The organism is Streptomyces sp. NPDC006733, from assembly GCF_040636125.1.
Taxonomy (GTDB): domain Bacteria; phylum Actinomycetota; class Actinomycetes; order Streptomycetales; family Streptomycetaceae; genus Actinacidiphila.
In genome coordinates this window covers 146,220-164,505 of sequence record NZ_JBEYJD010000001.1, presented here as the reverse complement: position 1 = coordinate 164,505, position 18,286 = coordinate 146,220, and the positions used below count along the sequence as shown (strand labels likewise).

Annotated in this window: 13 protein-coding genes; 7 read left to right on the top strand and 6 right to left on the bottom strand. The window is 72.4% G+C overall.

The genetic code is table 11. The features are described from left to right. Window positions 1-15: 15 nt before the first annotated feature. A complete protein-coding gene (locus ABZ721_RS00725; protein ID WP_358786349.1) occupies window positions 16-1,008 on the bottom strand; it encodes a hypothetical protein in 993 nt (330 codons plus the stop codon). Between the two features lie 181 nt (window positions 1,009-1,189). On the opposite strand from ABZ721_RS00725, the gene ABZ721_RS00720 reads away from it, so the two are divergent. Then, window positions 1,190-5,725, top strand: a complete 4,536-nt coding sequence (locus ABZ721_RS00720) for an FtsK/SpoIIIE domain-containing protein (protein ID WP_358786348.1) — start codon at window positions 1,190-1,192, stop codon at window positions 5,723-5,725. A gap of 132 nt (window positions 5,726-5,857) precedes the next feature. Here ABZ721_RS00720 and ABZ721_RS00715 read toward each other — a convergent pair whose 3' ends face one another. After that, window positions 5,858-8,134 carry a serine/threonine-protein kinase gene (locus ABZ721_RS00715; RefSeq protein WP_358786347.1) on the bottom strand — a complete coding sequence of 759 codons (2,277 nt, stop codon included), beginning with the start codon at window positions 8,132-8,134 and terminating at the stop codon, window positions 5,858-5,860. Between the two features lie 233 nt (window positions 8,135-8,367). Here ABZ721_RS00715 and ABZ721_RS00710 point away from each other — a divergent pair, with 233 nt between their 5' ends. From ABZ721_RS00710 to ABZ721_RS00695, 4 genes are all read left to right on the top strand, one after another. Beyond that, on the top strand, window positions 8,368-8,667 hold the full coding sequence (locus ABZ721_RS00710) for a hypothetical protein (RefSeq protein WP_358786346.1): 300 nt from the start codon (window positions 8,368-8,370) through the stop codon (window positions 8,665-8,667). Continuing rightward, complete coding sequence (locus tag ABZ721_RS00705) at window positions 8,664-10,007, top strand: putative T7SS-secreted protein (RefSeq protein ID WP_358786345.1); 1,344 nt, start codon at window positions 8,664-8,666, stop codon at window positions 10,005-10,007. Before ABZ721_RS00710 ends, ABZ721_RS00705 begins: the two co-directional genes overlap by 4 nt. A gap of 78 nt (window positions 10,008-10,085) precedes the next feature. Continuing rightward, window positions 10,086-10,793, top strand: a complete 708-nt coding sequence (locus ABZ721_RS00700; RefSeq protein WP_358786344.1) for a hypothetical protein — start codon at window positions 10,086-10,088, stop codon at window positions 10,791-10,793. Window positions 10,794-10,806: 13 nt separating this feature from the next. Then, window positions 10,807-11,493 carry a hypothetical protein gene (locus tag ABZ721_RS00695; RefSeq protein WP_358786343.1) on the top strand — a complete coding sequence of 229 codons (687 nt, stop codon included), beginning with the start codon at window positions 10,807-10,809 and terminating at the stop codon, window positions 11,491-11,493. Window positions 11,494-11,611: 118 nt separating this feature from the next. Here the strand turns inward: ABZ721_RS00695 and ABZ721_RS00690 are convergent, their stop codons facing one another. Beyond that, window positions 11,612-12,496 (bottom strand): alpha/beta hydrolase, encoded by an 885-nt coding sequence (locus ABZ721_RS00690; protein WP_358786342.1) that lies wholly within the window; start codon window positions 12,494-12,496, stop codon window positions 11,612-11,614. Window positions 12,497-12,810: 314 nt separating this feature from the next. Next, a complete protein-coding gene (locus ABZ721_RS00685) occupies window positions 12,811-13,503 on the bottom strand; it encodes a metal-dependent transcriptional regulator (protein WP_358786341.1) in 693 nt (230 codons plus the stop codon). 117 nt (window positions 13,504-13,620) lie between these two features. Here ABZ721_RS00685 and ABZ721_RS00680 point away from each other — a divergent pair, with 117 nt between their 5' ends. Next, window positions 13,621-14,382 carry an SIS domain-containing protein gene (locus ABZ721_RS00680; RefSeq protein ID WP_358786340.1) on the top strand — a complete coding sequence of 254 codons (762 nt, stop codon included), beginning with the start codon at window positions 13,621-13,623 and terminating at the stop codon, window positions 14,380-14,382. 84 nt (window positions 14,383-14,466) lie between these two features. On the opposite strand, the gene ABZ721_RS00675 is transcribed toward ABZ721_RS00680, so the two are convergent. Next, the gene (locus tag ABZ721_RS00675) at window positions 14,467-15,810 is read right to left on the bottom strand and encodes a PAS domain-containing protein (protein WP_358786339.1); all 1,344 of its coding nucleotides are present in this window, start codon (window positions 15,808-15,810) and stop codon (window positions 14,467-14,469) included. A gap of 361 nt (window positions 15,811-16,171) precedes the next feature. Then, window positions 16,172-16,855, bottom strand: coding sequence for a pyridoxamine 5'-phosphate oxidase (gene pdxH, locus ABZ721_RS00670; RefSeq protein ID WP_358786338.1), 684 nt, complete (start codon window positions 16,853-16,855; stop codon window positions 16,172-16,174). Window positions 16,856-17,138: 283 nt separating this feature from the next. On the opposite strand from pdxH, the gene ABZ721_RS00665 reads away from it, so the two are divergent. Continuing rightward, window positions 17,139-18,239: a citrate synthase 2 gene (locus tag ABZ721_RS00665; RefSeq protein WP_358786337.1), complete on the top strand. Its 1,101-nt coding sequence runs from the start codon at window positions 17,139-17,141 to the stop codon at window positions 18,237-18,239. The last annotated feature ends 47 nt before the right edge of the window (window positions 18,240-18,286 follow it).

Below are 18,286 nucleotides of genomic sequence, written 5' to 3'. Positions count from 1 at the left end.
CCCTGGCCGCCGACCTCATCCCTGTCCGATCGGCACCACTCGGATATGGGGCGGCGCGCAGCCCGCGTACGTGCTCAGGGCCTGGGCGATGTGACGGATCACGTCGCTCGGTCTGAGGCGGAGTTGGGCCGGGGTGAAGGCCAGGGGGTGGAGGCCGTGGGACGACAGGTGGTTGCGGCGGTTCATGGTGCGGTGCCAGTCGGCGGGGCTGAGGTGGTACTCGCGGGAGTCGATCTCCAGGAGCACCCCGGTGTCCGGCCAGTAGCCGTCGGGGGTGGCGAGGAACGTGCCGTCGGCGAGCAGCAGGGTGGCGTTCCACAGGGGTTCGGGCAGGCCGCCGGTGCGCAGCACGTCGCGGGCCTGGGCCTCGGAGACGGAGCGGACGCCGGCGAGCAGCTCCTGTATGACGGCCCGGATCGGGGCGATGCCCCGGGCCGAGGTGCCGAGGATCTCCTCGGTGAGCGCTTCGACGGAGCACCGGCCGCGCTGGACGGCCTCCGCACAGGCCGCGCGGACCTGCTGGAGGTCGGCGCCGAGCCGCGTCGTGTCGACCAGCGCCCGCGGCAGCGGCGCGGTGGGGAAGCCGGCGACGTTGCGGGGGCGGGGTACGTGGCGGGTGCGCAAAACGGTGACGAAGTCCCGGCTGCGGGCGTGCCGGTTGTAGGGGACGAGCACGTGCGTGCCCGGCAGCGGTGGGATGTAGCGCAGCCCGAAGAGCCGTAACGCCTCCGGCCCGGTGAGCATCGCCCCCTCGCCCGCGTACAGGAGCGCCGCCCTGGACCGTTGTCGCGCGGTCGGCGGCCCGTTGTGGAAGAGATACGTGCGCGGAAGCACCCGCTGCCACGGCCCGCCGGGCCGGCAGCGGCGGGTGAGAGCCCCGCTGGTCACACCCAGGCGGCGCAGCTGGTGGACGGTCGCGACACCGTCCTGCCGGAGGTGCGCGAGGGTGTGGCCGCCGCGGGAGGAGGTGCGGGAGCGGGGGTGCGGTGAGACGCGGTTCGTGGTCATGCACCGATGATGACCGGTCCGTCCCTCCTCCCGGATCTGCCTGTGGATAACTTTCTGCGGACCGGCCCTGCGGACGGTCCCACCAGCGGCGCAGTGTCCGTGGGGCGCTCGCGCGGCTGTTGCTGGGGCTTGTGGGGCGGATATCGTCCGTATGACCCAAACGGAGCCCCGGAGGACGATCGTGCGACTGACACTGACCGTGGTGGATCCGCTCGGCGGGAACCGGGCGGATGTCGTGCTGGACGCCGACGCGGCGTCGACCGTCGCCGACATCGCCCGGGAGCTGGACCGGCAGGTCGGCGGGGACGGCGCGGCGATCATCTCGATCAGCGGCGGATCCGCCCGGCAGCCGGGATCGCCCGCGCTCTTCGTGGACGGGTACGCCGTGGACCCTTCGCGGACGGTGGCGGAGTCCCCGCTGCGCGAGGGCGCGGTCGTCAGTCTGTACGACCCGGCGGGCTGCCTGCCGGGCGAGCCGGCCGGCGTGGTCGAACTGCGGGTGGCGGGTGGGCCGGACGCCGGGGCGGTGCACCGACTGGGTATCGGGCGGGTCGAGATCGGGCGCGGCTCGTCAGTCCGGATCCGCGTCGAGGACTCCGAGCTGGCGGAGCGCGCCGCCGTGCTCTCCGTCGGCATGGGCGGCACGTGCCAGGTCACCATCGACGGCGAGACCCGCGACTGGCCGCTGGGCGAGCAGATCGCGCTCGGCAACTCGCTGCTGGAACTGGGCCCTTACATCCCGCCGAACGCCGCCCTGCACCCCGGCGACGACGGCAGCACCCTGGAGTACAACCGGCCGCCGCGCATGCTGCCGCCCGAGCGCACCACTCTCTTCCGGCTGCCGTCGCCTCCCGGGGACATGAACACCCGGCCGCTGCCGTGGCTGATGGCGCTGATGCCGCTGGTCATGTCCGTGACGATGGCGTTCATGATGCACCGGATGATGTATCTGCTCATGGCGGTGGTCAGTCCGATGGTGATGATCGGCAACTACTTCATGGACAAGAAGAACGGCCGCAAGTCGCACACGAAGACCGTCGCCGAGTACCGCGCCCACAAGGAGCGCATCGAGAAGGACGCGGCGGAGGCCCTCCTCGCCGAGCGGCAGGACCGGGCCGCCGCCTCCCCCGACCCGGCGACGGTGCTCAACACCGCGACCGGGCCGCGCACCCGGCTCTGGGAGCGCCGCCGCAGTGACAACGACCACCTGCTGCTGCGCGTCGGCACCGCCAAGCTCCCCTCGGAGGTCGTGCTGGACGACCCCGAGCAGGACGAGCACCGCCGGCAGGTCGCCTGGGAGATCGACGACGCCCCCGTCGCGGTCGAGCTGCGCCGGCTCGGCGTGGTGGGGTTCGCCGCGCCCGGCGACAGCGTGCGGGCGATGGGCCGGTGGGCGGTGGCGCAGGCCGCGGCCCTGCACAGCCCGATGGACGTGCAGTTCTACGTGCTCACCGACGCTTCGGGGCAGGAGAGCTGGGACTGGGTGCGTTGGCTGCCGCACTCGCGGCCGACCGACGGCCAGGACGCGAGCGCCCTGCTCGGCACGGACGCCGAGACGGTGGCGGCCCGCATCGCCGAGCTGACGTCGATACTCGACGGCCGGCAGAAGGCCAAGCAGAAGGCGGGCAGCGCCGCCAACCACGCCGCGTTCTTCAAGGACCCGGACATCGTGGTGGTCTTCGACGGATCGCGCCGCCTGCGGTCGCTGCCGGGCGTCGTGGCCCTGCTGCGGGAAGGCCCCGCGGTCGGTATCTACGCACTGTGCCTGGACTCGGAGGAGCGCTTCCTGCCCGGCGAGTGCCAGGCGGTGGTGATCGCGGAGTTCGAGACGCCCGCCGAGAGCCAGAACCGGATCCCGGCCCAGGGGCAGGCCGCCGCCCAGCCGGCACCCCAGCAGGGCGGCTTCCCGTCGCTCAACGCCTGGTACGAGGGCAGCCAGTCGTCCACGGCCACCGCCGTGGAGCCGGCCGCCGGCTCGTTCCGGCTGCGCGTGGATCAGAGCGGGGCCGCACGGGTCCGCAAGGTCCGCCCCGACCTCGTCTCGGCCGCCTGGTGCGCGCGCCTCGCCCGCTGCCTCTCCCCCATCCGCGACATCAGCGGTGACGCGGAGGACTCCGCGATCCCCGGCTCCAGCCGCCTGCTGGACGTCCTGGAGCTGGAGCCGCCGACCGGTGACGCGATCGCCGCGCGCTGGCGGCTCAGCCCCATCTCGACGCAGGCGGTCGTCGGGGAGTCCTACGACGGGCCGTTCGCGATCGACATCCGCAAGGACGGTCCGCACGGGCTCATCGCCGGCACCACCGGCTCCGGCAAGTCGGAACTGCTGCAGACCATCGTCGCGTCGCTCGCCGTCGCGAACACCCCGGAAGCGATGACGTTCGTCCTCATCGACTACAAGGGCGGCTCGGCCTTCAAGGACTGCGTGCAACTCCCGCACACCGTCGGCATGGTGACCGACCTCGACGCGCACCTCGTGGAGCGCGCCCTGGAATCGCTCGGCGCCGAACTCAAGCGCCGCGAGCACATCCTGGCCGAGGCCGGGGCCAAGGACATCGAGGACTACACGGACCTGATGAAGCGGCAGCCCGGCCTCAAGCCGATGCCGCGGCTGCTCATCGTGATCGACGAGTTCGCCTCGATGGTCCGTGAGCTGCCCGACTTCGTCACCGGCCTGGTCAACATCGCCCAGCGGGGCCGTTCGCTCGGCATCCACCTCATCCTCGCCACCCAGCGCCCCTCCGGCGTCGTCTCCCCCGAGATCCGCGCCAACACCAACCTCCGCATCGCGCTGCGCGTCACCGACGCCAGCGAGTCCTCCGACGTCATCGACGCCCCGGACGCCGGCACCATCTCCAAGTCCACCCCCGGCCGGGCCTACGTGCGGCTCGGCGCGACCTCGCTCGTGCCGTTCCAGTCCGGCCGCGTCGGCGGCCGGCGCCCCGGCGCCGTGGACCCTGCGGTCGCCGCCCCCTGGGTGGGGCTGGTCGAGTGGTCGCAGCTCGGCCGCCCCGTCCCGCGGCGCCCAGCGGGTGCCAAGGGCGAGGAGGACGAGATCACCGACCTGAAGGTGCTGGTCGAAGCGGTCTGCGAGGCCAACGAAAGGCTCGGCATCCCGCCCCAGCACAGCCCGTGGCTGCCCGCGCTCCCCGACACCCTGCTGCTCGACGACCTGCCGGTGCCCGTCACGACGGGCGCGCTCCCGCCCGCGCCGTACGGCATCGAGGACCTGCCGGCGCTGCAGGCCCGGCGGCCTGTCTCCGTCGACTTCACCACCTTCGGCCACCTGCTGGTCGCCGGCGCCCCGCGCTCCGGGCGCTCCCAGTTGCTGCGCACCATCGCCGGCTCGCTGGCCCGTACGCACAGCGTCCGCGACGTGCACATCTACGGCATCGACTGCGGGAACGGCGCACTGAACGCGCTCTCCCGGCTGCCGCACTGCGGCGCGGTCGTCGGCCGTGCGCAGACCGAACGGGCGATCCGGCTCATCGGCCGCCTCAAGACCGAGATGACGCGCCGCCAGGAGGTGCTGGCCGCCGATGGCTACGCGGACATCGGCGAACAGCGCGGCGGAGTGACCGAGGAGGACCGGCTCCCGCACATCGTCGTCCTGCTCGACCGGTGGGAGGGCTGGCTGCCCTCGCTCGGCGAACTCGACCACGGGGCGCTGACCGACGACCTGTTCACGATGCTCCGCGAGGGTGCGAGCGTCGGCATCCACGTGATCATCACCGGTGACCGGACCCTGATGGCGGGCCGGATCGCGACCCTCACCGAGGACAAGATGGCGTTCCGGCTCTCGGACCGCTCCGACTTCTCCCTCATCAGCGTCAACCCGCGCAAGGTCCCGGACGAGATAGCCCCCGGCCGCGCCTACCGCGCCGAGTCCGGCATCGAGACGCAGGTCGCGCTCCTCGACCCGGACGCGTCGGGGCAGGGCCAGGCCGCCGCGATCACGGCCATCGGAGCGGCGGTTCTCGAACGCGACGCCGACGTGCCGCGCGCGCGGCGGCCCTTCAAGGTCGACGTGCTGCCGTCGCGGCTGTCCTTCGACGACGCGTGGGAGATGCGCGACACCGATGCCGCCCGCTCGCCCCTGTGGGGGCTGGTCGGCGTCGGCGGCGACGAGATAACCGGCTACGGCCCCGACCTGTCCGACGGCCTGCCGGCGTTCGTCATCGGCGGCCCCGGCAAGTCCGGCCGCAGCACCGTCCTGCTGTCGCTCGCCCGCAGCTACCTGCGGCAGGGCGCGCGCATCGTCGTCGTCGCGCCCCGGCCCTCGCCGCTGCGCGACCTGGTCGGCACCGAAGGGGTGCTGGGCGTCTTCACCGAGAGCGAGCTGTCCGGCGAGGACCTGACCGCGGCGCTGGAAGCGGCGGGCGAGAGCCCGGCCGTCGTCCTCCTCGACGACGCCGAGCTGCTGCGCGACATCGACGCCAAGGACGTACTGCGCGACATCATCGCGCGCGGCACGGACCTGCGCCGGGCGCTCGTGCTGGCGGGCAGCGAGGAGGACATCTGCTCCGGCTTCTCCGGCTGGCAGGTCGACGCCAAGAAGGCCCGTCGCGGCGCGCTGCTCTCCCCGCAGCAGACGATGAGCGGCGAGCTGATCGGCGTCCGCCTCGCCCGCAGCAGCGCCGGCGGCCAGGTCACCCCCGGCCGCGCCCTCCTGCACCTGGGCGACGGCGAGCCGCGCACGGTCACGGTGCCACTGGCCTGACGCGCCCGCCCCGCCTGGATACGGACTGCCCGGGCACGGACTGCCGGGGCACGGACTGCCGGGGCACGGACTGCCGGGGCGCCGCCGCACGCGGTGTCGCCCCGGCAGGTGCACCTCGCGGTGCTGGCCCGGTCAGATCGCAGGGAGGCCGAACACCTGGCCGCCGTTGGACGCCACGACCACGTCCTTGCCCGCCGCGAGCCGCCAGTCCAGGCTGTCGTCGGTCAGCGTGGTGTGGAAGTTCCAGGTCACGCTGCCGGCCTTCCGGTCGAGGGCGAAGACGCCCACTCCGCCGAGCTGGCTCGCCACGTACACACCGCGCTCGGTCAGCACAGGTGAGGAGGACACCGACGTCGACGCGTAGATCTCACGGATCCAGATCCGCTTCCCGTCCGCCGCGTTCAGCGCTCGGATGCCGGTGATCGTGTCGCCCACGTACACGACGCCGTCGGCGACGACCGGCGCCCCGAAGTAGCCGTCGCTGCCCGCGGATACGCTCCACTTCACCTTGCTCGTCGCGACGTCGACAGCCCTGAGCTCCTTCCCGCAGAGGTAGAGCGTGTCGCCGGACAGCACCGGGCGCACCGTGCCCGACCGGTCGCCGAGCTTCTTCGTCCAGATCTGACGGCCGTCCCTGGTGTCCCGCACGGTCACGTTCGACGAGCCGTCCGCGTAGACGAGGTAGCGGCCGCCGACCGTTCCCTCGACGGAATTGCTCAGCGTTCCCGCGTCACGCTGCTCGCGCCAGCGCTCCTTGCGCGTCGCGGTGTCCACGGCGACGAGCATGGCGGGGCCGTGCAGGGAGTCCGCGTCCGACTTCGACCCCATGTAGTAGACGGCCGTCCTGTCGGCGGCGAGCAGCGTCTCGATGCCCTGGTATTGCGCGGGCTTGTAGCGCCAGGCCTCCTGACCGCTGCGGGCGTCCACAGCGATCATGTCCGAGGATTCGTCGAGGCCGATGACCGAGCCGCCGCTGACCGCCAGACGTGCGTACCTGTCGATGACCTTCTCGCCCGACCACCGCTGCTTGCCGCCCTGCTCGAGCAGTGCGACGACCGGGTCGGCGGGCAGCACCACGGAGCCGTCGACGACGAGCGGCAGACCCATCTGGAGCGGGGTGCCGGTGTGCGACCACAGGGCCCGCGCCGCGCCGCCCGGCCACTGCGCCGCCCCGGACGGCGTCGTCGGGTTCTTCGTGCCGTCCGCCGCGGGCGGCGGCTTGGGCTTGTCGTCGTCCTTCCTGCCCAACGCCCACACGGCCCCGCCGCCGGCGGCCGCGACCGCGACGCCCGCGCCGAGCGCGAGGAACCCCCGACGGGAGCGCAGCACGGAAGCACCGGAAGAACCGGAGGCACCGGAGGCACCGAAGGCACCGGCAGCGCTGGAAACACCGGCAGCACCAGCGGAACCGGCAGCACCCGCCGGCTCCAGCACCGTCCCGTCCAACGTGGTCGGAGTCCGATGCGAAACCGCCCCGCCCGCCGCAACGCCCGCCGCCCCGTCCGCCGTCCCATGGGCCGGCGTGTCCAGGTCGAGGATCCGCGAGGCGTGCCGGGCGATGGTCGAGGAGACCGGCCCCGGCAGCCAGTCGCGCAGCACGGAAGCGGCCCCCGCAGGGGCCAGCGCCTCGCTGATCTGCTGCGGCGTCGGCCGTTGCGCCGGGTCCTTCTGCAGGCAGGCCTGCACCAAGGGCCGCAACGAAGCGGGCACTTCGGTCAGGTTCGGGGTGCCGTGCACCACCTGGTAGAGCAGTGACGCCGCCGTCCCGAGCCCGAACGGCTGCTGCCCGGTCGCCGCGTACGCGAGCACCACGCCCAGCGAGAAGACGTCACCGGGAGGCCCGGCCACCCCGCCGACCGCCTGCTCGGGCGGGATGTAGCCGGGCGAGCCGACCACCACGCCCGTGCTCGTCATCCGGTCGCCGTCGACGGCCCGGGCGATGCCGAAGTCGATCACCCGCGGCCCGTCCGCGGCCAGCAGCACGTTGGACGGCTTGAGGTCCCGGTGCACGAGTCCGGCGCCGTGGATCACCACGAGCGCCTCCGCCAGCCCGGCACCCAGCGCGCGCACGGACGCCTCGGGCAGCGGACCGTGCTGCTCGATCACCTCGTCGAGCGGCGGTCCGAGCACGTACGCGGTCGCGAGCCACGGCAGCCGGCTCTCGGTGTCGGCGTCGACGACCGGGGCCGTGTAGCCGCCGGACACCGCCCGCGCGATTTCGACCTCGTGCCGGAACCGTGCCCGGAACTGCGCGTCCTCGGCCAACTCGGGGCGGACCACCTTCACGGCGACGGTCCGTCCGCCCGGCGACCGGGCGAGATAGACCCGCCCCATGCCGCCGGCGCCGAGTCGTCCCAACAGGCGGTACGCCCCGAGGTGCTGCGGATCTTCCGGCTCCAATGGCTGCATCGACAGCCACCCCCGTCTCCTGTGTGCGCATCCGTAGGCTCGGGTCACCCCGACCGGGCAGCCTATGGGGCCGGGTTTTCCACGGCGGATGCGGTCCCCCTCCCCCTCAGGCCCATGCGTAGTCTGGGGAACCATCAGCCACACAGGTGACGTCGCACCCATCGGCAGCCGGCAGGCCGTGGGCGGCAGGCGGCGTGCGAGGCAATGGAGCAACGGGATGAACGGGGCGAACCATGGGTGATCTGCAGATCAACGGAACCGTGATGGGTGACCTCCGCAGAACGTTCTCCACCATCGCGCACCGCATGGAGGCCGTCAGCCGGACCATGGGCAACGCCAACGGCGAAGGTGTCGGCGCGCCCGAACTCATCGACGACGTGCACGACTTCGCGGACGAGTGGAAGTACGGCGTCCGGCAGATCGGTGAGCACGCCGACACGGCGGTCCAGATGATCGACCAGATCGGCAAGACCTTCGACGACGCCGATCTGCAGCTCGCCAACTCCCTGAAGCCGGAAGGCAAGTGCCAGTGACCCGCAGTTTCCCCCACCTCGGGTTCGATCCGACGCCCGGCGACGTCGGGCAGACCCGCGCCCTGTCGCGGCAGCTGGGCGATCTGACGGCGGAGTTGACGACGACCGTCGGCGAGCTGCAGCAGATCGAGTGCGGCTACTGGAAGGGCGAGGCGGCCAAGGCCTTCAGCCACCACATATCCCAGGACGTCACGCCGCTGATCAAGAAGGCGCACGACTCCTTCGGACGCGCCGCCAACGCGATCGGCAACTGGGCCGAGCAACTGCACGGCTTCCAGGACGAGGCCGCCGCACTGGAGCGTGAGGCCTCGACGAAGCAGGAGGCCCTCGACGGCGCCAAGCGGGCCCTGGGATCCGACCCCGGCTCCACCCCGAGCGGCACCGAGACCCCGCACCCCCAGCCGGGCGCCGCCCCCAGCCCCACGGCCGCCGACGAGAACAAGAAGAAGCAGAAGGACGTCACGGACGCGAACACCGCGCTGCAGGGCGTCCGGCACCGTGCCGAGGAGCTGCACAACCGTTTCACCCGGGCCGCCCAAGCCGTCAGCCATGACCTCGACAAGGCCGGCGACATGGCGCCCGACAAGCCGGGCCTCTTCCACCGCATGGTGAGCGGCGTCGAGGGCGCGTGGAACGACACGGTCAAGTGGGTCCAGGACCACGCCGACATGATCAAGCTGATCGGCGACCTGCTCGGCGACCTCAGCGGCATCCTCGGGATGCTCGCCATCATCACCGCCCCGTTCGAACCGCTGGGCGCGATCTTCGCGGGCGCGGCGGTGGCCACCAGCGCCCTCGCCCTCGTGGCGCACCTCGTCGCCAAGGCGGCCGGCGCCGACGTCAGCTGGATGTCCATCGGGCTGGACGCGCTCGGCGCGGTCCCCGGCCTGGGGGCGTTCGCCAAGGGTGTCAAGGTCGCCGACGGCGCCGTGGCGGCCGGGCGCGCGGCCGAACTCGGCGAGGGCTTCCGCGGTGTGACGACGATCAGCCGCAACATCGTCGGCGTCGGCGATCGGGTGGCCGGCGCCCTCAGCTTCACCGTCAAGGGCAAGACGATCGGCCTGTGGGGGCTCAAGAGCGGCGGTCTGATCAAGGCCGAGGGCACGATGGGCCGGCTCGGGCTGGTCGCCGAGCAGAACTACGCCAAGGGCCAGTGGCTCGGCACCCGCGGCCTGGACCTGGTCAGCAAGGGCAAGTGGGCGATCAACCCGATGTCCGGCCTCGGGCGCGGGATCGACGCGGGCATCAAGATCGCGCCGAAACTGTGGTCGGTACCGCAGCACGTCGGTGAGGCGCTCCACCCGGGCGACCGGTTCAACCAGGCGGCCGCCGCACACTGACGGGGGCGCCAAAGACCACAGCACATGATTCCTCCCCCCACCACTGATCAGCGCACGAGCACTGAGGACGGCGAGACCATGGACTGGTATCCGGACGCGGGCGAGGCCTCGCTGTTCCGCACCACACTGCGCTTCGCGACCGGGATGGCCCCGCCCGTCGCCGGCTCGCGGTGGTTCCGGGACACCGGCCGCCACGACATCCAGCCCGAGCTGGTGGCCGGCGGCTGGCCGCCCGGACCGGAGTTCACCATCCGGACCAGGACGGACCAGACGACGCGGCGCGCCGGCCGCGCCGCCTGGCTGGGCATCCCGCTGCTGCTCAACCTCATCTCCAACGCGGGCGGCGCGCCCGGTTCGCCCTTCGGCGATCCCGCCCTGCGCGGCGATCCGCAGGACCCGGCGAACGAGGTCGAGGACTTCCCCGTCATGTGGGCGGCGCCCGGCACGGTCGCCCGCACGCTGCCGTGGCAGCTCGACCCAGCCCGGCAGCCCAAGGGCTACCGCACCGACGCCGTGGTCACCGACCGGCGGCTGGTCATCCTCGGTATCGCCTCCGTCACGGCACCGGCGGACGTGCTCTGGGAGGCGCCGCGCGAGCGCGTCGCGACGGCGGAACGCCGTGCGTACGCCGAGACCAAGGCCGACCTGCTGCTCACCTTCGCGGACGGATCCTGGATCCGGGTGTCCGCCGGATCGGCCGACAACGCCGCCAAGGTCGTCCAGCACCTGAGCGACACGGTCCGCACCGCGGGCGAGCCCGCGCCACCCCGACCCGGCGACCTGTGAGCGACACGACTCCATGACCACTTCCGCGATCACCCCCTCCGTCCCGACCTCGCTCGACGGCCCGGACATCCCTCCCCTGTGGTTCGTCGTCCCCGACGGCTTCCACCCCCTCCCGATCGCCGCCACCCCGGAGGAACGCGCCGCGGGCGCCGCCGACTTCGTCCGCGAGCTGTTCCCCAACGGTGACGACGACCTGTGGACGCCGGCCGCGCTCTTCTACGCGGGCCTCGCCGAGCTGATGACCGAAGGGGGCCTGGCCTTCTCGGCGATGGGCCTGTTCGGCATCGACGACGGCGGCATCGCGCACTGCTCGTTCACCGTCTCCGCCGTCGCGTCCGACCACCCGTCGGTCGAAGTCGCCGCGCTGGGGCTGCGCGAGATCATGACCCGCGACCCGCTCAACGACGCACGCTGGCTGGACCTCCCGTGCGGCCCCGCCGTCTCCGCCGTCTCCATGCGCGAGATCACCGTCGGCGGCGAGATGACCGCGACCGGCGAGGACGTCTCGCTGCTCACCGGCCAGATCCAGGTCTACGTGCCGTTCCCCACCGGTCCGTTCACCGCCGTCTTCACGCTGGACACGGCCGCCGTGGACTACTGGGGCGAGATCAGCGACATGACGGTCGCGATCCTGCGGACGGTGAGCTTCACACCTCCGGAGGAGGAAGAGAAACAGTCGGCGACGGCGGACGGCGCGTAGCGTCGCGGCCCCCTGCGACGCGGCCGCTTCCCGACCAATCGCCTCCCCTGCGGCGGGCTCCCGTGCAGCCGCGCCCCGTACGGGCTCCCGCGCAGCCGCCCCCCCGTACGGGCTCCCGTCAGGCCGTCCCGGTCGTCCCGGTCCGCTGCCGGGGTATCGCGGACTCCTCCAGGAAGCGCTCGACCGTCTCGTACCAGGCGGCGGGCTGCTCCCAGTGGACGAGGTGACCGGCCTCCGGGATCTCGGCGTAGCTGCCGTGCGGCAGGACGCGGACCATCTCCTGCGCCTCGGCGCGCCCCAGTTCGCCCTCCAGGCCGCGCACGACGAGGGCGGGGCAGCGGACCTGTGTGAGCTCCTCCCAGTGGGCGTCCAGGATCCACGGCGCCCGGGAGCGGAGCATGTGGCGGCGGGCGAAGACGGGCCACCAGCCGTCGTCGCGCTCCTCCATGACCTCGGTGTAGAAATCGCCTCTGGAGGGGCGCGGCGGATCGACCCAGGGGTCGTCCTCGCCGAACCACTTGCGCACGTCCGCGAGGCTGGCGAAGGGCAGCGGCCAGGAGGCGAACCACGCCTCCCAGTCGCGCTGGCTCTCCTCCCCGAGGGCCGCGGCACGCATGTCGCACACGACGACGGCCCGCACCAGGTCCGGGCGGCGGGCGGCGAGCTGCCAGGCGGTGAGGCCGCCCATGGAGTGCCCGACGAGGGTGACGGGGGCGAGCCCGAGCTGCTCGACGGCCGCCTCGGCGTCGGCGAGGTACGCCTCGCGGCTGTACGGGCCTTCCGGCTTGTCGCTGCGCCCGTGGCCGCGTTGGTCCAGGGCGATGGCGCGGTAGCGCGGGGCGAGCCGGCGGACGGTGCCGGCCCAGTGCGAGGCGCGGCCCATGAGCCCGTGCAGCAGCAGGACGCCGGGGCCGGCGGAGCCGTCCTCCTTGGCGTCGGCGGCATAATCCCAGGCCGCGAGCCGGACGGAGCCCGCTCCGGTCACCTCGATGCGTCGGATCATGTGCCGCACCCCCTGACGAACGTGATCGAGTCGTTCAGGCGCTCACGTTATCGAACTTTCATTCGATAAGAGGGTCGGAGTCCACAAGACCGCTCTTTCGAGTGACAACACTCAAGGATTGACCGCCGCAGCCGAGGGGAGATCTCCTGCGGGGCGCGACTCGAAGGGGAAGCGGTCGCGCGGAGTACTCGGGAAGCTCGGGGTTCCGGGTCCTCCGAGGGGAGCACCACCAGGGGAGGGACAAGGGGAGGAGGGCCCCGGCGCCGTCAGGCACCGGGGCCCCCGCCCTTTCCCGCCAGGTCAAACCGCGGGTCCTACCGCTTGGCCACGAACACGTGCGAAGCGACCTCGGCCCCCAGCTCGGCGGCCTCGCCGCCGCTGCCCACGAGCACCCCGCCCGCCGAGGACGTCACGCTCACCACCGCGCCCGGCTGCACACCGGCCCGCCGCAGCGTGTACATCAACTGGGCGTCCGTCTGGATCGGCTCGCCGATCCGCTTCACCACGACGCTGGCTCCGGCCGGGCCGGGCGACAGCTCCGACAGGCTGACCATGCCCTCCTCCAGGAAGGGGTCGGCCTCGGCCTTCTCGCCCAGCTCCTCCAGGCCCGGGATCGGGTTCCCGTACGGCGACTCGGTCGGGTGCCGCAGCAGCTCCAGCACCTTGCGCTCCACCGCCTCGCTCATGACGTGCTCCCAGCGGCAGGCCTCGGCGTGCACCTGCTCCCACTCCAGGCCGATCACATCGACGAGCAGGCATTCGGCGATCCGGTGCTTGCGCATCACGCGCGTCGCCGTCCGCCGGCCCTCGTCGGTCAGTTCCAGGTGCCGGTCGCCGGCGACATGCACCAGGCCGTCACGTTCCATGCGCGCCACGGTCTGGCTGACCGTCGGACCGCTCTGATCAAGGCGCTCGGCGATTCGGGCGCGCATGGGGACCACACCCTCCTCTTCCAGCTCCAGGATGGTGCGGAGATACATCTCCGTCGTGTCGATGAGTCCGGACATGCGCGCCCCTCAATAGCTAGTGCGTGGCCCTGCACCAATTCTTACGCATCCCACCGACAACCGGCCCCGGCGCGCGATTCTTGACAGCGACGGCAGCCTGGCCGCACGGTGATCCGCATGAGTGAGCCCCGCGACGATCTGGCCGACGAATACTTCGATGCGGCCATCGCCCTCCTCCGGAGGGTACGGGACGAGGAGTCCGCAGGTATCGCGGAAGCCGGCAGGGCCATCGCCGACGCTGTCGCCGCCGGCAACCGGATCTTCGTCTTCGGCGCCGGCCACTCCTCGCTCCCCGCCCAGGACGTCGTCTACCGAGCGGGCGGCCTCGCCCTCGTCAACCTGCTCGCCGTGCCCGGCGTCGTGGGCATCGACGTCATGCCCGCGACCCTGGGCAGCGCCCTGGAGCGGGTCGAAGGCCTCGCGGGGGCCGTACTCGACACCAGCCCGGCCAAGGCCGGCGACGTCCTCGTCGTCATCTCGCTGTCCGGGCGCAACGCCCTGCCGGTCGAGATGGCGCAGAACGCCCGCGCCCTCGGCCTCACGGTCATCGGCGTCACCTCGGTGGCGTACGCCAAGGAGACGAAGTCCCGGCACGTGTCCGGCACCTTCCTCAAGGACCACTGCGACATCGTGCTCGACTCGAAGATCGCCGTCGGCGACGCGGAACTCGTCCGCGACGACGTCCCGGCCCCCTTCGCCCCCGCCTCGACGGTGGTGACCAGCGCCCTCATGCAGGCCGTCGTCGCCCGCGCGGTCGCGGAGCTCGCCGCGCGCGGCATCACGCCGCCGCTGCTGCGCTCGGGGAACGTGGACGGCGGCCACGACTGGAACGGCCGCATCTTCGAGGAGTACGGCTCGCGGATCTTCTTCCGGCACTGAGCGACCGCTGAACGACCGCTGAGCCGCCGCCGAGCCGCCGGCGCCGCCTTCACGGCGTCGATTCCGGAGCGAGGGAGCGGTGCCTCAGCCCAGCTGCTGTGCCAGATCCAGCGCCGCGGCCACCCGCACCGCCACGTCCTCCGCGTACGCCGCGTCCGAACGGTCGAAGAGGCGGCGCCCACCGCCCCGCAGGAACGTGACCGCGCCCAGGGTGCGTCCGCGGCTCCGCAGGACCGTGGAGAGGCCGTGGACGGTCCCCTCGGGCCAACGGCGGGCGGTCGCCCACTCGTCGATCCTGGCCCGCGAGGCGGGCTCGGCCGCCGCGAGGGCGCCGAAGCTGGCGCGTACGGTGCCGATCCGCTCCACGGCCTGCAGCACCGGGTGCGCCGTTCCGTACGCCACCGGGATCGTGCCGACGGCGACGGGCAGGCAGGGCCCCGTGGACCCCTCCGGGGTCGCGGCGGCGCGCACCAGCCGGCCGTCGTCCCCCACGAGGTCGACGAGCGCGTGGTCGGCGAACCCGGCCAGCGCGAAGTCCAGATACGTGGTCGCCGCCTCCACCGGGTCCTCGCACTCCGCGGCCGAGCGCCCCGCCCGGTGCAGCTGGTTGTGGCGGAAGCGCAGCAACGATCCTTCTTGCTCCGCGAGTTTGGCCTCCGTCACGTCCAGGAACAGCCAGCCGACGCCGAGCGGCACCGGTTCCTCGCCGAGCGGCGACCCGAGGCGGACGAAACCGCTGCGCCAGCACTGCCGCTTGGCGCCCTCGTCGCCGCGCAGGCTCAGCCACAGGTCGGACGGGACCGGCGGGCTGCCCTCCGCCAGGACGTGCTGCAGCGCCGTCTCCAGCTCCTCCAAACCCTGCTCCAGCAGGTCGCCCAGCGGCCGGCCCAGCAGGGTGTCCCGGCCGGTGCGCAGCAGCCGGGCCGCGTGCGCGTTCACCACGGCGGGCCGCAGGTCGGCGTCTATCAGCACCACGCCCCACGAGGCGTCGTCGAAGAGCGCCTCACTGAGCGCGATCGAGCGCTCCAGGTCGATCTGGGCGTGCACCTCGGAGAAGGCGCAGTAGACCCCGGCGGGCCGGCCGTCCTGCCCCTGCACGGCGGCGGACTGGGTGCGGACGAGCACCCGGTGGCCGTCCTTGGTCAGGAGCGCGAACTCGTGCACCTGGCGGCCGGGGGCCTCCATGGCGCCGAGCAGGCGCGTCTGCACGTCGGGCGCGTCGGCGCTACGGGCCGCCCAGCCCGAGAAGCCGCGGCGGCCGACCGCATCGTCCGCCGACCAGCCGAGGATCCGTACGGCTTCGGAATTCCAATGGGTGATGACACCCTCGCGGTCGAAGGCGCACAGGCCCGCCTCCATACCGTCGAGCAGAGCGGCGAGTAGCTGCTCGTCGCCATCACTGAGCGGCTTCGCATCGAATGGCTGCACGTCAAATCATTCAACCCCGCTGTGACCCAGCCCACACGGCGTTTCGATAAATCGGTTGTGCGTCCCGGGGCCGGTTCCTAATGTTGCGGCCACACATGAAGGGAGGTGGTTCGAAGCATGATGTGCAGTCGGACACGTGAGGTGACTGCGGGCTAGTCCCGCGCGTCACGCTCGTCGCGCAGACCCCGTGCACGGGGTCGAGGGGCGGGCCAATTCCACGCAGTCACCCGACCCGCGGGCTCGTCGGACTTGTCCGGCCGGTGCCTGGAGGAAACTCCAGGGAGCAGCCCGCGGGTCGTTCGCGTCTCCAGGGCGTTCCCGTCCCCGGGTCGTCGGCCGCCTCGTCCTGAGGGCGAGGGCCCTACGGCGCCAGCCGTACGACGTTCCAGGCGTCCGTCTCCCCGCCGTCCGCGTCGGCGCGCTCGTAGCGCAAGCGGTCGTGCAGCCGGTTTTCGCGCCCCTGCCAGAATTCCACGCTCCGCGCGCGCACCCGAATGCCTCCCCAGTACGGGGGCACGGGGACGTCGGCGCCCTCCGGGTAGCGCGCCTCCAGCTCCGCGTAGCGGCGTTCGAAGTCCTCCCGCGACCCCACCACCGAGGACTGCGAGCTGGCCCACGCGCCCAGCCGCGAGCCGTGCGGGCGGCTGCGGAAGTACCGGGCGGTCTCGTCCGGCGAGACGCGTTCGACCGTGCCGGAGACGATGACCTGGCGGGCGATCGGATGCCAGGGGAAGAGCAGCGAGATCTGCGGGTTCTCGACGAGGTCGCGGCCCTTGCGGGAGCCGTAGTTCGTGTAGAAGACGAAGCCGCGCGGGTCGAAGCCCTTGAGGAGCACGGTCCGGGAGCTGGGACGGCCTTCCGCGTCGGCGGTCGAGACGACCATCGCGTTCGGCTCGGCGAGGCCCGCGGTCACGGTGTCCGCGAACCAGCGGGTGAACTGCGAGTACGGGTCGGCGGCCAGTTCAGCCTCGGAGAGGCCCTGGGCGCGGTACTGCTCGCGCATGGCGGCTGGATCGACAGGAGACTGCACCCGGACATCTTGCATCCCCTGGGCCCCCCACGTCCCCGGACCGGGCGGACAAGGCCCCGCCGGGGCGGCAGGACCGAAGAGTGTGCCGCACCTCACGCTTCCCGTCATGTGCCAGAACCGACAGAATTGCGGGTCGGGCGGCTGTGGCCTCTTGACATCAAGAGATACCGTTTCTGACTCCGGCCCCCGGTCTCGGATGGAGCAGGGTGACCATCACCCGAGCGGGGCATTACCGGATTGGCCGGCCAAGCAGTCGGCCGGCCAAGCACCTGTCGACCACATCACGAGGAGCCGCCTGATGTCCGACTTCGTACCCGGACTCGAAGGAGTAGTCGCGTTCGAGACGGAGATCGCCGAACCTGACAAGGAAGGCGGCTCTCTCCGTTACCGAGGCGTCGACATCGAAGATCTCGTCAGCCATGTCTCATTCGGAAACGTGTGGGGCCTGCTGGTCGACGGCAAGTTCAATCCGGGCCTGCCGCCTGCCGAGCCGTTCCCGATCCCGGTGCACTCCGGCGACATCCGCGTCGACGTCCAGTCGGCGCTCGCCATGCTCGCGCCCGTCTGGGGTCTGAAACCGCTGCTGGACATCGACGTCGACGAGGCCCGTGACGACCTCGCGCGCGCCGCCGTCATGGCGCTCTCCTACGTCGCCCAGTCGGCGCGCGGCCAGGGCCTGCCCATGGTGCCGCAGAAGGAGATCGACAAGGCGCAGACGATCGTCGAGCGCTTCATGATCCGCTGGCGCGGCGAGCCCGACCCCAAGCACGTGGCCGCCGTCGACGCCTACTGGACGTCCGCCGCCGAGCACGGCATGAACGCCTCGACGTTCACCGCGCGCGTCATCGCCTCCACGGGTGCCGACGTGGCCGCGGCCCTGTCCGGCGCCGTCGGCGCCATGTCGGGCCCGCTGCACGGCGGCGCCCCCTCGCGCGTCCTCGGCATGATCGAGGAGATCGAGCGCACCGGCGACGCGAGCGCCTACGTCAAGCGCGCGCTGGACAAGGGCGAGCGCCTGATGGGCTTCGGCCACCGCGTGTACCGCGCCGAGGACCCGCGTGCGCGCGTGCTGCGGCGCACGGCGAAGGAGCTGGGCGCCCCCCGCTTCGAGGTCGCCGAGGCGCTGGAGAAGGCGGCACTGGCGGAGCTGCACGCGCGGCGCCCCGACCGGGTGCTCGCCACCAACGTGGAGTTCTGGGCGGCCATCGTCCTGGACTTCGCCGAGGTGCCCGCGCACATGTTCACGTCGATGTTCACCTGTGCCAGGACGGCGGGCTGGTCGGCCCACATCCTGGAGCAGAAGCGCACCGGCCGGCTCGTCCGCCCCTCCGCCCGCTACATGGGCCCCGGCCCGCGCGACCCGCGCGACGTCGACGGCTTCGCGGGCATCGGGCACTGACCCGGGCCGTCTGCTGAACGGCAGCTGCTGAATCGTTTGGTCCTGTG

Coding starts and splice junctions, on each gene's coding strand:
- ABZ721_RS00680 (WP_358786340.1), top strand. CDS start 13,621: ATGAGTGAGCCCCGCGACGATCTGGCCGACGAATACTTCGATGCGGCC.
- ABZ721_RS00715 (WP_358786347.1), bottom strand. CDS start 8,134: ATGCAGCCATTGGAGCCGGAAGATCCGCAGCACCTCGGGGCGTACCGC.
- pdxH (WP_358786338.1), bottom strand. CDS start 16,855: ATGCAAGATGTCCGGGTGCAGTCTCCTGTCGATCCAGCCGCCATGCGC.
- ABZ721_RS00695 (WP_358786343.1), top strand. CDS start 10,807: ATGACCACTTCCGCGATCACCCCCTCCGTCCCGACCTCGCTCGACGGC.
- ABZ721_RS00690 (WP_358786342.1), bottom strand. CDS start 12,496: ATGATCCGACGCATCGAGGTGACCGGAGCGGGCTCCGTCCGGCTCGCG.
- ABZ721_RS00725 (WP_358786349.1), bottom strand. CDS start 1,008: ATGACCACGAACCGCGTCTCACCGCACCCCCGCTCCCGCACCTCCTCC.
- ABZ721_RS00685 (WP_358786341.1), bottom strand. CDS start 13,503: ATGTCCGGACTCATCGACACGACGGAGATGTATCTCCGCACCATCCTG.
- ABZ721_RS00710 (WP_358786346.1), top strand. CDS start 8,368: ATGGGTGATCTGCAGATCAACGGAACCGTGATGGGTGACCTCCGCAGA.
- ABZ721_RS00665 (WP_358786337.1), top strand. CDS start 17,139: ATGTCCGACTTCGTACCCGGACTCGAAGGAGTAGTCGCGTTCGAGACG.
- ABZ721_RS00700 (WP_358786344.1), top strand. CDS start 10,086: ATGGACTGGTATCCGGACGCGGGCGAGGCCTCGCTGTTCCGCACCACA.